This window comes from Mycobacterium sp. TH-M25 (assembly GCF_057473665.1).
Map to the genome: position 1 here is coordinate 1 of NZ_JBYCLA010000045.1, position 12,141 is coordinate 12,141.

At 64.8% G+C, this 12,141-nt stretch carries 14 protein-coding genes; 7 read left to right on the plus strand and 7 right to left on the minus strand.

What is annotated here, in order from left to right; all coding sequences use genetic code 11:
• The 3 genes from AC2VOU_RS01715 to AC2VOU_RS01725 all read left to right on the plus strand — a co-directional run.
• Positions 1-837 (plus strand): acyltransferase family protein (locus AC2VOU_RS01715; RefSeq protein ID WP_486955801.1); only part of this gene is annotated, 837 nt, incomplete at its 5' end.
• Positions 838-1,078: 241 nt separating this feature from the next.
• Positions 1,079-1,771, plus strand: a complete 693-nt coding sequence (locus AC2VOU_RS01720) for an Rv0518 family GDSL lipase (protein WP_486955802.1) — start codon at positions 1,079-1,081, stop codon at positions 1,769-1,771.
• A gap of 113 nt (positions 1,772-1,884) precedes the next feature.
• A complete protein-coding gene (locus AC2VOU_RS01725) occupies positions 1,885-3,048 on the plus strand; it encodes an LLM class flavin-dependent oxidoreductase (protein ID WP_486955803.1) in 1,164 nt (387 codons plus the stop codon).
• Positions 3,049-3,082: 34 nt separating this feature from the next.
• Here AC2VOU_RS01725 and AC2VOU_RS01730 read toward each other — a convergent pair whose 3' ends face one another.
• A complete protein-coding gene (locus tag AC2VOU_RS01730) occupies positions 3,083-4,078 on the minus strand; it encodes an LLM class flavin-dependent oxidoreductase (RefSeq protein ID WP_486955804.1) in 996 nt (331 codons plus the stop codon).
• 134 nt (positions 4,079-4,212) lie between these two features.
• Between AC2VOU_RS01730 and AC2VOU_RS01735 the strand changes: the two genes are divergently transcribed.
• Positions 4,213-5,280, plus strand: a complete 1,068-nt coding sequence (locus tag AC2VOU_RS01735; RefSeq protein ID WP_486955805.1) for a phosphotransferase family protein — start codon at positions 4,213-4,215, stop codon at positions 5,278-5,280.
• Positions 5,281-5,286: 6 nt separating this feature from the next.
• Here the strand turns inward: AC2VOU_RS01735 and AC2VOU_RS01740 are convergent, their stop codons facing one another.
• The 4 genes from AC2VOU_RS01740 to AC2VOU_RS01755 are packed head-to-tail and all read right to left on the minus strand — an operon-like array spanning position 5,287 to position 7,601.
• The gene (locus AC2VOU_RS01740) at positions 5,287-5,565 is read right to left on the minus strand and encodes a cytochrome C oxidase subunit IV family protein (protein WP_486955806.1); all 279 of its coding nucleotides are present in this window, start codon (positions 5,563-5,565) and stop codon (positions 5,287-5,289) included.
• 4 nt (positions 5,566-5,569) lie between these two features.
• Complete coding sequence (locus AC2VOU_RS01745; RefSeq protein ID WP_486955807.1) at positions 5,570-6,154, minus strand: cytochrome c oxidase subunit 3; 585 nt, start codon at positions 6,152-6,154, stop codon at positions 5,570-5,572.
• Positions 6,151-6,900: a hypothetical protein gene (locus tag AC2VOU_RS01750; RefSeq protein ID WP_486955808.1), complete on the minus strand. Its 750-nt coding sequence runs from the start codon at positions 6,898-6,900 to the stop codon at positions 6,151-6,153. The genes AC2VOU_RS01745 and AC2VOU_RS01750 overlap by 4 nt, the downstream gene beginning before the upstream one ends.
• On the minus strand, positions 6,897-7,601 hold the full coding sequence (locus tag AC2VOU_RS01755) for a hypothetical protein (protein ID WP_486955809.1): 705 nt from the start codon (positions 7,599-7,601) through the stop codon (positions 6,897-6,899). The genes AC2VOU_RS01750 and AC2VOU_RS01755 overlap by 4 nt, the downstream gene beginning before the upstream one ends.
• A gap of 189 nt (positions 7,602-7,790) precedes the next feature.
• Here AC2VOU_RS01755 and AC2VOU_RS01760 point away from each other — a divergent pair, with 189 nt between their 5' ends.
• Both AC2VOU_RS01760 and AC2VOU_RS01765 read left to right on the plus strand, forming a co-directional pair.
• Positions 7,791-8,528: a TetR/AcrR family transcriptional regulator gene (locus AC2VOU_RS01760; RefSeq protein WP_486955810.1), complete on the plus strand. Its 738-nt coding sequence runs from the start codon at positions 7,791-7,793 to the stop codon at positions 8,526-8,528.
• The gene (locus tag AC2VOU_RS01765) at positions 8,447-9,208 is read left to right on the plus strand and encodes a hypothetical protein (protein ID WP_486955811.1); all 762 of its coding nucleotides are present in this window, start codon (positions 8,447-8,449) and stop codon (positions 9,206-9,208) included. The genes AC2VOU_RS01760 and AC2VOU_RS01765 overlap by 82 nt, the downstream gene beginning before the upstream one ends.
• An 11-nt stretch (positions 9,209-9,219) precedes the next feature.
• Here AC2VOU_RS01765 and AC2VOU_RS01770 read toward each other — a convergent pair whose 3' ends face one another.
• Complete coding sequence (locus AC2VOU_RS01770; protein WP_486955812.1) at positions 9,220-10,092, minus strand: glycoside hydrolase family 16 protein; 873 nt, start codon at positions 10,090-10,092, stop codon at positions 9,220-9,222.
• Positions 10,093-10,193: 101 nt separating this feature from the next.
• On the opposite strand from AC2VOU_RS01770, the gene tpx reads away from it, so the two are divergent.
• The gene (gene tpx, locus AC2VOU_RS01775) at positions 10,194-10,697 is read left to right on the plus strand and encodes a thiol peroxidase (RefSeq protein WP_486955813.1); all 504 of its coding nucleotides are present in this window, start codon (positions 10,194-10,196) and stop codon (positions 10,695-10,697) included.
• Here tpx and AC2VOU_RS01780 read toward each other — a convergent pair.
• Positions 10,658-11,983 (minus strand): acyltransferase family protein, encoded by a 1,326-nt coding sequence (locus AC2VOU_RS01780; protein ID WP_486955814.1) that lies wholly within the window; start codon positions 11,981-11,983, stop codon positions 10,658-10,660. The two genes, tpx and AC2VOU_RS01780, sit on opposite strands and share 40 nt — an antisense overlap.
• Positions 11,984-12,141 lie beyond the last annotated feature (158 nt).

A 12,141-nucleotide genomic window follows, 5' to 3' on the forward strand; every position in this document is an offset into this window, starting at 1 on the left:
GCGCAGCTGTGGTTTCAGCCGTTCTTTGACGACTCGAGCTGGGACGGCCCGGCATGGTCGATCAGCGCGGAGTGGTTGGCCTACCTGTTGTTCGGCCTGCTGGTGCTGGTGATCTTCCGGATGGCCCGAGCGACCCGGGCGCGCAACCTGGTCTGGCTGGCTGTCGCCGCGTCACTGCCCCCGGTGATGTCGCTGCTGGTGACCGGCCAGTTCTACACGCCGTGGAGTTGGTTGCCGCGTATCGTCATGCAATTCACCGCCGGGGCACTGGTCGCCGCCGCGGTCAGCCGGTTGCAGCTCACCGATCGGAAACGTCGGGTGGCCGGCGTGGTAGCGGGATTGCTGATCGCCGGCGTGGTGGGGTTCCTGTACTTCTCCGATGCGCACCCGCTGCACGGTGTCTCCGACACCGGAGGTCTGGTCGACATTTTGTTCGTGCCGCTGGTCCTGACCCTGGCGATCGGCACAGGCGGCTTGCCGGCGGTGCTGGCCACTCGACCGTTTGTCTACGGCGGGCAGATCTCGTTCTGCCTCTACATGGTCCACGAGTTGGTCCACACGTCCTGGATTTGGACGGCGCAACAGTTCGAGCTGACGATGTTGGGCAGCGACGGAAAGCTGCTGCTGGCCACGGTATTGGCGGTGACCTTCGGCAGCGCGGCCGTGCTCTACCACGTGGTTGAAGACCCGGCGCGGCTCTGGATGCGCAGAATGGTCGGCGACGGTCGACCCGTCGTCGACGCGGACTCTCCGGGGCAGGGCGCGGGCGGAATGTTGCAGGCGATCGACGGTGCCCACGAAGGACGGCCGAAGTCCGTTTCGGCGCGCGCGGGCTGAGCAGCGCGAATTGACGCGAGCGATACTGCGCCACAACGCTCATCGAGTACGATCCTGGTGGCGCGCCGCCTTAGGTGTCCCGCGCCCGTCGACACAGTGGGGGATGCACCGGCGGTGACTGACCCGCGCACGGCGCCCAGCCGGACACACCGCGTCGACCGCTAAATTTGTCGTAGTGCTTTTGCTATGCCGCTGATACGGGCACGATAAGCGGCCGAGGTGGTGGACAGTGCGGGTAGCGGTGAGTCAAGTAGCCACGGTGGTTGTCGCGTCCGCGCTGGCAGCGGGACTGGTAACGAGCAGTCCCGTAGCGCCGGAGTCGTTTCGCAATGTCGCCCGTGGAACCCCGATCGATCACGTCGCGGTGATCGGTGACTCGTACACGACGGGCACCGACGAAGGCGGCAGGGGAGCCAACACCTGGACCAACCGCACGTGGCTGACGCTCGCACACCAGGGCGTCCAGGTCGCGCCCGAAGTCGCCTCCGAGGGCCGGGCCGGTTACGTCGTCCGCGGCGACCACGGCAGCGTCTTTGAGGACCTGACGAATCGCGCGGTTCATCCCGACGATGCGCTGGTGGTGTTCTTCGGTTCGCGCAACGACCACGGCGTCGACCCGATGCAGATGACGGCCATGGCGCACGACACCCTGGATCTGGCCCACCGGATCGCGCCGGCGGCGAAGTTGCTCGTGATCGGTCCGCCGTGGACTGACTCCGACCCGCCGCTGGACGTCCTCTACATCCGGGACATTCTCAGCGGTCAGGCCCATGATGCCGGAGCGACGTTCATCGATCCGATCAGCGATGGCTGGTTCGTCGGTCGGCCCGAACTGATCGGCCCGGACGGCGTGCACCCCAACGATGCCGGGCATGCGTACATGGCGGATAAAATCGCTCCGCTCATCCACGCGCAGCTGTCCCGGCGAGGCTGATTCCGCGCCCAGGCCGCACCACGAATTCTTTGCAGGTCGGGGGCGTCAACTCCTGAGTCCTAACGCGCCAACGGGATTAGGGTCGAAGCAATTCGACCACTAGGGGATCGTTGATGGGCAAGCTCAGGTTTGGGTATTTCATCGCACCGTTTCACCGCGCCGGGACCAACCCGACGCTTGCCATGCGGCGGGATCTCGAATTCGTCGAACACCTCGATGCGCTGGGTTTCGACGAAGCGTGGATCGGCGAGCATCACTCCGCGGGCAGCGAGATCATTGCCTCGCCCGAGATTTTCATCGCCGCCGCCGCCGAGCGGACCAGATGGATCACGCTGTGCACCGGCGTCATTTCGCTGGCCTACCACAACCCGCTCTGGGTCGCCGACCGGTTGATGATGCTCGATCACCTCACCCACGGGCGGGTGATCGGCGGGGTCGGTCCAGGCTCGTTGCCCAGCGACTCGTCGATGATCGGTCTGACGCCGACCGACACCCGGGAGCTGCTGGACACCAACCTCGACATCGTGGTGCGGCTGCTGCGCGGCGAGACTGTTTCGGCGAAAACACCTACGCATGAACTACATAACGCCCGACTACAGCTTGCCCCGTACTCCGGTGGTGGTGTGCCGCTGGCGGTGGCCGCGGTCGCCTCGCCGACGGGCGCGCGACTGGCCGGCAAGCACGGCATCGGCTTGCTGTCCATCGGTGCGACGCTGACCGTCGACGGCTTCAACGCCCTGCAGTACCACTGGGACATCGTCGAGGAGCGCGCCTCGGTATTCGGCACCGACGTCGACCGCAAGAACTGGACCCTGGTCAGCCCGTTCCATGTGGCCGAGACCGAAAAGCAGGCCCGCGACGACGTGAGATTCGGTCTCGCGCCGTGGTTCAGGTACTTCCAGAAGGTCGCCGCGTTCCCGCAGATGACCATGCCCGGCGAGCAGGTCGACGAGATGATCGACGTGATCAACGGCAACGGTGCCGGCGTGATCGGAACCCCCGAGCAGGCCCGCGAACAGGTGCAACGGATGTGGGACCAGTCGGGCGGGTTCGGCTGCATGCTGCAGATGGGCCACGAGTGGGCGAATCCCGCGGCAACCAGGCGGTCCGCCGAGTTGTTCGCTGCCGAAGTGATGCCGCATTTTCAGGGCCAGGCGCAGCCGACGCTGGACGCAGCCACGCGCGCCAGCGAGGTACGCGAGGGTCTCGCACAGTCGCAGAACGACGCCGTCGCGCACATGACCAAGAAGTATCAGGACGAAATCGCCTCGAAATAGCCGATTTCGGCGTCGACCGACGGTGCTGTGCTCCTCAGCCCGCGATGCCGGTGGCAGATGCAAAGGCGCGTAACTCGCGCTCGATGTCGGATCCCGCCGGCTGGTAGGCAATTTCGGTGACTCCGACCGCAGCCAGCCCGCGCGCCCAGTCCGCCACCTGCTCGGCGGTTCCCGTGAGCGCCGCGGCGCTGGCCATTGGTACGAGTTCGGCCACGTATGGCTCGTCGCGCGGATTGGCTTGCACCAGGTGCCCCTCGTGGATCGCGAGATGGCGTTCATTGTCGGGGTGGCTCTCCACCGCCTCCCGCCAGCCCCGCCCGCCCGGCAGTCCGTCCACCGCGGCAGCGCCGCCTCGCTCGTACATCGCGTGATACATCACCACCGCCCCGGGGCCTGCAGCGTCGATCACCCGGGGCGAGGTCAGCTCTTCGCCTTCCTCGAGAACAGTCCCGAAGGACAGCAACGCCCGCCAGTCGGCCGCATTGACCGCCTCGGGTTGCGGCACGGCCGCCGAGAAGACGCCGTCGCCCAATTCGGCGGCCACCGCCAGTCCTTTGGGCCCGTCGGCGCCGATCAGGATCGGCACGTCGATCGGCCGCCCGGCCCCGTATCCGCTCGGGTGCATCATCCGCATCATCGCGCCGTCCCACTCGACGGTCTCGCCGGCCAGCAGCGACTTCAGGCACCGGACGTAGTCGGCGACCTGGCGCCACGGAAGCGGCCGCTTGCCCAACGAGAACCGCCCGGTGAAGCCCGACCCGACGGCCACCGCGACCCGCCCCGGTGCCTGATCGACCAGCTCGGCGATGGCGGCCGCATTGACCATCGGGTGCCGAAGACTGGGTACGAGCACCCCCGGACCCAGACCGATGCGCGACGTGCGCTCGGCACACCGGGTCAGGATCATCCAGACGTCGGGGTACAAGGCAGGGGAGTCGTAGAGCCACGCTCGTCGGTAGCCGAGCGACTCGGCCAGCACAACATGCTCCGGAGTGTCCGACGAGGTGGCGAACGCGCAAGAAATGTCCATGGTCGGACCCTAACCGAGCCCGCCGATTGCACGATGTCTTGACCAGAGCCTTGACCTGCCGGTCATCGTCATGGTTGAACCTTCCGCTGCTCGGTAGGGTTTTCGCTGACGCAGTCGACGATGAGGAGCCACCGATGGCCGGGATGGCGGAGCTGGTACCGGTACTGCCTGCGCATCGCTTCGACGAAGCTGCGCTGGCGGGCTACCTGCGGGGTCGGCTGCCCGGCTTCGACGGTCAACTGGAGATCCGGCAGTTTCAGGGTGGCCAGAGCAATCCCACGTTTCATCTGGGCACCGCCGGTGGCGAATACGTGTTGCGCAAGAAGCCGCCCGGCAAGCTTCTGCCGCGGGCACACGAAGTCGAGCGGGAGCACCGGGTGATGGCCGCGCTAGCCGAAAGCGACGTTCCCGTTCCGCGGATGCGGCTGCTGTGCGACGACGAGTCAGTGCTCGGCACAACATTTTTCGTGATGGATCATGTCCCGGGCCGGATTTTCCCAGACCGGGTGATGCGCGAGGAGACGCCCGCGCACCGCACCGCGGTCTACGAAGACCTTGCCAAGGTGCTCGCCGTGCTGCATCGGGTGGACTGGCGGGCAGTCGGACTCGAGGGATTCGGCCGACCGGAGGGTTACATGCAGCGCCAGGTGGCGTTGTGGACTCGCCAATGGGAGGCCGCGCGCATGGAGGACATGCCGGCGATGGATGAGCTGGCGAGATGGCTGCCCAAGCACCTACCGGCCGACGATGCACCGCCCTGCGTCGCCCATGGCGACTATCGACTGGGCAACGTTCTGCTGCACCCGACCGAGCCGCGGGTGGTGGCGGTGCTGGACTGGGAGCTCTCGACGATCGGTAACCCACTGGCCGATCTCGGGTACTTCTGCGTGACCTATCACGTGCCGGGTGGGCCCGATGGCAGAAGTGGCGTTCTGGGCGAAGACCTCACTGGCACAGGGCTTCCCGATCAGCAGTCGTTTCTCGACAGTTACCGTTTGCATGCGGGCCGCGAGTTACCCGACTCGCTCGAGGTGTTCGTAGTGTTCTCGATGTTCCGGCTGGCCTCGATCACCGCAGGGGTTTGGCGCCGCGGAGTCGAAGGCAACGCTGCCGATTCGCGGGCCGGCACCACTGAGTATCGCCAGCGCTACCGCGACTTGGCGGAGACTGCCTGGGAATTGGCGCAAAAGATCACCGCGTGAGCCGATCTACTGGCTGGCGAAATAAAACCCCAGCAGCAGGGTGAAAAGCCCGAGCACCCATCCGCCGGTGGTCACCTTGAGCCAGAGCGGTGCGCGACGCACTTCCATGAAATACTGAATCACCAAGTACGCCTTGATCGCAGCAATCAGAAGGACCACAAGGGTGACCGTCGCGTCGTTTTCATGGGCGGCGCCGCCGTCCTGGGAGACGGACGAGGACACCAGGGTGACCGTGGTGAGAAGTGCCCACACGATCGTCAACGGACTGCGGATCAGCGACGTCACGGATTTACCTCATCAGGTACAGCAGCGCGAATAGGACCAGCCACAGGAGATCGACCATGTGCCAGTAGGTGGCGCCGGTCTCGATCTGCGAGATCTTCGGCTTGGCCGCTGTTTTGATGTTACGAATCACGAAGCACATGATGACCAGGCCGAGCGCGACGTGGCACAGGTGCATGCCGGTCATCACAAAGTAGTACATGAAGAACAGGTTCTTTCCCGGCGTCAGACCCGCACCGATCTCGGGGATCCACTCGAACAGCTTCAGCAGTGGGAAGGCGGCGCCGAAGGCCAATGCAGTGATCCAGCCGCGCAGGGCATTTACCGAATTTCCGGCGCGAGCCGCCGCCGTGCCCGAGGCGACGAACAGCGAACTCGTCAGCAACAGCACGGTGTTGAGCGCACCGATATCGACGTTGAGCCGAGCCTGGCTCTGCAGGAAAAGATGCTGATGCTCACCGCGAAAATACGTGTAGCCGACGAAGTAGACAGCGAAAATCAGCAGGTCGCCGATGACGAAAAACCACATGCTCGATTCGCCGGGGACGTGACTACGCGCGCGCGCAAGCGACTCGTCGGCGACATCGGTCATGCGAGCTCGCTCTCGGGCTGGTCCTTGATAGCCCGGTAAATGCAGATGTAGACGATGAACTGCCACGAGACGTAGACCACCATGGCGAACCAGAAGGTCATCAGCCCGTTCCAGGCGAAAGGGCCCGACTTCGCGATCCAGACCGGGGCCGCCATCAGCTCGGTGAGGTATTGCCAAATGGTGTAGTAGCCCAACCACGTTGGCAGACTGTTGTTCTCGTCGAGAATGATCGCCAGACCAAACGCCCTCCACATGACGCGGAAGCAGCCCAGTGAGCCGATAAAGGCCAGGTAGCCAAAGTCATAGAGCATCGACAGGACAGCCGCGCGGTAGCCGGGACGAAACGCGCCCAACCCGAAGCAGAACATCGGGAAGAGCATCCCGACGATCGCGCCGGTCATCGCGCCCACCATCATCGAGTAGCGGAACGCCGGGCTGACCGACATCCGCTTGACCTGCATCAGATAGCACGCATTGGACACCGGCGCCAAACCGTAAGCCAGGGTGAGGATTACGCACGCGATCAGCAAATTGTGAGAATGCATGAAGTCGACAATGCGCGGGGTAGGGCTGCTGGGTGACCGCGGCGGCATCATCCAACTCAATGGCACGAACACCAGCCCAAAAAGGTTGAAGAAAAACGGCACACTCCAGAACGCGATCCACTGATCGAGCTTGCGATTTCGGCGCCACGACTTTTCCGGCCGAACGCCCCACCCTGGGACCGTGGCCGCGTGGGCACTCATGCCAACGCCACCTGTTCGTGCCCCTGGCGGTTGACGGCTCGCAACAGGGCCCAGAACATCACCACGATGTAGACGGCAAACGTGCTCAGCCGCAATGTGAAGGAGAGTGAACCGTTCCAGGCGAGCGGGCCTGCCTGGTAAAGAATGGCGAACGCGCTGGGGGCCAGCAAGGCGACCGTTGCCACGTTGAAGTGCGTCACCCAGCGCGGGAAAATCGGATCTGCGCGGTCGTCGAGATAGACACTCAACGCGAAACACAGATTCTGCACCATGATGGTGCCCACGGGCGCGACGAAGAAGAACCACGCCATGTCGTTGAGCAGGCTGGTCAATTGCGGGTCACGGTCGGGCCGGAAAGCGGCCATGCCCCAGCAATAGTCGGCCAGGACTAATGCCGTGGTACCGACGCCGACGCAGATGACGTATGCGTAGGTCAAGACCGGGCTCGATGTGTTGCTCCGGGAGATCTGTACGGCGGTCACGGCGAACAGCGGCACCAGCGAGCATGCGATCAGGTTGCACAGCACCGACACACCCAGGATCCCGGTGACATTGCCCCGGAAAAACCCCGCGACTTGATCGGGTGTCAACGTCGGCGACAGCGGCGGAGAGAACACCGGGAACGCGAAGTAGGCCAGGACGAACAACGCCACCGCCGGCGGTGCCGTCCACAACAGGATGCGTTGACCTCGGGTATTCATCGCTGCCGCCCTGCCTCGCCGGATGGGAAAACGTGCGTCTGAAAGATCTAGCATGTTCACTGACAGATGACAATGAAATTAGGCACCGCGCTGCGGCACTGCGACCCCTCGACATGGCCGAATCCGGCTGCAGGTGCGGCTTTAGGCGATATCCGTCAGCGAATCGACCGCGTGCGGCAGACTAGTCCTGTGCCAGACACCGCCACGGGTCGCGACGCGCAGCGCCAGAAAACGCGAGCTCGCGTGCTCGATGCCGCGATCGTGGAGTTCCAGCGCGCGGGCGCGCACTCGGCGGATATCAACGCGATCGTCGAAGCCGCGGGGGTCGCCCGGAGCACCTTTTACTTTCACTTTCCGACCAGAGAACACGTTCTGCTCGAACTGATCCGCCGGGACGAGGACTATCTTGCCGCGGAACTCAGTCAGTTTCTCAACACCCGACGCGATCTGGCGGAAGTGTTGAACGAAATCATCAGACTCGTCGTGGCACTCGAGACGCGTTGGGGTGCGGCACTATTCCGTGACGTTATCAGCCTGTACTTCTCCCCGGCAGCACCCAAAGACGAGAATTGGACGAAGCACCCCACATTCCTGCTGCTGGCGGCCGAGATCGAGCGAGCACGCATCCGCGGTGAGCTCTACGACGACGTCGACCCCTACGACAGCGCCGCGTTCTTTCTGATCGGCGTGCATGGGCAACTGATCAGCGCGGGAGCGCCCGGGGCGTCGCGTGAGGAGGTGCTGCAGAGATTCGTCACGAGCACGCTGCGCAGCCTGCGGCGCTGTGCACTCGCACGACACCCGATGCTCATGCCGCCGCGACGGCGCTCATACACTGAGCGACCGTGGGCATTCTGTTTGGTTTCGCACCGTGGATCGGGTATTGGGTGTTGGTCGGCCATGCGCCGGTGCTCCTCGCGGCGGTGACCGCTTTCGCGCTCGCCGTCGTCGGGCTGGCCGCCGGTCATCTCACCAGGACAGCCACCCGCTCACTCGAAATCGGCTCCGGTGCAACCTTTCTGATCGTCACCGCGCTGACTTTGCTGGCCGGCCAGTCGGTGGCGCTGCGGTGGGGTCTGACGCTCAGCTTCGCCGGGGCACTGCTGACGGTGGTGTCCGGCCGACACTTCGGCCGGCCGTTCCCGCACGAGTACGCGGCGGCGAATCAGCCGCCGTCGGTAGCCAACAGCGAGGTCTTCGGCCAGATCACCAACCGGCTGACCAGGATCTGGGTCGTGGTGTTCGCCGGTATGACAGTGTCATCGGCGATTCCAGCGATCCTCGACGCCCACGGGCCCGCGTGCTACCTCGGCTCCCGGGTCGTGCCATTCGCCCTGCTCGGCCTTGGCGCACTGGCCACCAGGGTGCTGCCGGACTGGATGACCGCCGCGGCCGGCGACATCGAACGCAGAACCACGTTCGTCGCCTACCACGAGGCGACTATCGACGAGTTGTATTACCTGGCGCAAGAACACGCCAACCGAGAGGTCGGCGCCGGCGAAGAGGCGTACGCCGTCAAGGTCGGCAGCAAGGGCACCGCACTGGTCGGTGACGAAACTCGCCATTCGTGGCCGTCGACGTACAAAGTGCGTCCGGCACGACGCTGAACCCGCGTAGGTCAGAAAACGCGGACCCAGTCGACCAGCATCTCGGCCGGGTAGCTGCCCGTGGCGGGATCGCCACCACCCGAGCCGCCGACGGCGAGATTCAGCACCGGGAAAAAGTTGTAGTCCGGGTCGTTGAACGGCCATTTACGGATCGGGTCGTTGAGGTCTTCGATGCCGGTGGAGGGAACGCTGAAGTAGGGCTCCTTGCCGTCGGCGTAGTCCTCCCAGAAGTAAAAGCCGCTTTGATTCCACGTCACGCGCCAGGTGTGCCAGCCGCCGTCGACCGCGATCGGGTGGGTCTCGAACGCCGTGCCGAACGGGTCGGCGTGCACGGTGGTTCCAGCGGGCCATTCACCGTTGCCGTACCACTCGAGCAGGTCGACTTCGCCCTCGCGACCGGGGAAGTCGTTGGACAGCCACCAGGCGGGCCACGCGCCGGCGGTGAGGCAGTCGAGTTTGATCCGGGCTTCCCACGTGGTGTCGATGCCGCCCCGCCAATGTCCACTGACCAGGCCACCGAAGTATTTATTGCCGTCTTTGGTGGCTCGCAGAACGAGGTTGGAATTGCCGTCGAGGAACACGTTTTCCCGGCTATCGCGGTACTGGCCCCAGAATTCGGGCCGATCGAAACCTTTCGGATTCTTGATCGGCGTGCGACGAGACGACACCGCCCACTTCGACGGGTCCGGCGCCGAGCCGGCCGGGCCGTCGAACTCGTCGTGGAACAAGAAGCCGCCGGTCTGCGCTCCGGGCGGTGGTGCGAGCGGCGCAGGCCCGGGTTGCGACGGGTAGGCGTGGGATTTCGGGGTGGGGATCGCGGCGGCAAGCGCGCCAATCCCGAACGTCAGCATGACGTTGCGTCGATTCATCTCTGGCACAATCACACAATATAAGCAGCAACGGGCTGCCCCGCAGTCCCGTTCGCTTCGACACCAAGCCCGCCCCGGCCCACGGCCGGTCGGCGCAACTTGGCAGACTGTGTCGCATGGCACAGATAACTTTGCGCGGAAATCCCTTCAGCACCGTCGGCGAACTGCCGTCCGTCGGTACCAAGGCCCCTGCGTTCAACTTGACCGGCTCGGATTTGGGGGCGGTGAACAGTCAGCAGTTTGCGGGCAAACCCGTGTTGCTGAACATCTTTCCGTCCGTGGACACTCCGGTCTGCGCGACCAGCGTGCGCACCTTCAACGAACGGGCCGCTGCCGGCGGCCTTTCCGTGGTCAACGTGTCCAACGACCTGCCGTTCGCGCACGCCCGCTTCTGCGGCGCGGAGGGCATCGAGAATGTGCAAAGCGCCTCGGCGTTCCGCGACAGCTTCGGCCAGGACTACGGCCTCACCATCGCCGACGGCCCTTTCGCCGGCCTCCTTGCCCGGGCTGTTGTGGTGATCGGGGCCGACGGCAACGTCGCCTACGAGGAACTCGTGCCGGAGATCGCGCAAGAGCCGAACTACGACGCAGCGCTGGCCGCGTTCGGCGCATCGTCCTGACCGTTGCGGTCACTTTCGGACGAACAGCACGCGACCAGCAGCACGCCGAGACCGAATATTACTGCGGTCGGCCAGGGGAAGTGCCCGTCCGGCGCGAAGCCTTGCGCGGCAAGGTAGGACAGTCCGTATGACGCCATCGCTGCGCCGGCCAGCATGACCGGTGCCGCTGCGCGTCCGCCGAGCAGATTCAGCCGTGGGAGAGGGGCGGCGAACAGACGCCGTCCCCACCACAACAGCGCCAACTCGACCGCCGTCAGCAGGCCCAGGATCGCCAACCATTCCAACCGGCCCAGCCACCACGCGACGCTGCCCTCGACCGGCTGCGGCAACAGCCCCGCCGGGTAGCCGACAACCGCCACGACGACCACGGGGATCATGTGCCACAGGTACAGGGCCATCACGTTCGTGTTCGCCCGCGACAGCACACGTCGAATCGCGTCCGCGCGCAGTAGGCGGTTGACCGTCGGCGCCAGGCTGATCACCAGGCCGGCCTGTGCGCATCCGAACGCCACCATGGCCATCGAGGGCGGTGCAGTGTTCTGCACTGCTTGACCGGGAACGCCGATCATGCTGACCGGATAGGGGCCGAGCCAGAGCAGCAGCCACAGCGCACCCGCCGCGCCCGCGGCCAGCATCACAGCTCGACGACCCGCCAATATGCCGCTCTGCCAAGCGATTCCGAGTTGATAGAGCAACCCCCAGCACATCAGGTAATTCAGCCAACCCAGATGACGGACGTGGCCGGCGAGTGACGCGACGTCCAAGACGGCCGCACCTGCGGCGAGCGCCGCAGGCACGAGAAGTCCCCAACGGCGATGTGCTGCCACAGCTATCGGCGTGAACGACACCACGACCAGGTAGACGGCGAGAAACCAGAGATGCATGGCCACCGCCCAGCCCGCGTACTCGAGGATCGACCCCGTCGCGCCCACGCTTTGCAGCACCACCACACACGTCGATACCAGCACGACGTACACCGTCGACGGCCCGAGCACGCGGGCAAATCGGCGCCGCAACCAGCCCTGGCGTGACATTTCGTCGTTGGCTCGCCGGTGGCTCCAGGACACCGCAGCGGCGTAGCCGGCAACCAGGAAGAACGTCGGAACGGCTTGGAAAAGCCAGGTGAGCCACTGCGTCCATGGCTGATCCAGCAATGGATTCTGCCGACCGAAAGATCCGTCGCGGTAGGTGACCGAAGCGGCCAGCCAGTGCCCAAGCACGATCAAGATCACGCCCGTCACGCGGTAAAAGTCGACTGCCGCATTTCGGATCGGGTGCTCGACCATAGCCAAAAAGTACCTGCGCGAATCCTAAGTGGTCTGGCTCATAAGTTCGCCGGGAGTGCACCATGATCGCCTTTGCGCGCCGAGATCGGCGTTTTTGAGGGAAAATTAGAGTATCAGGCCCCCAAAAAGTCTATAACGGCGCGCGGAAGGCAACAACC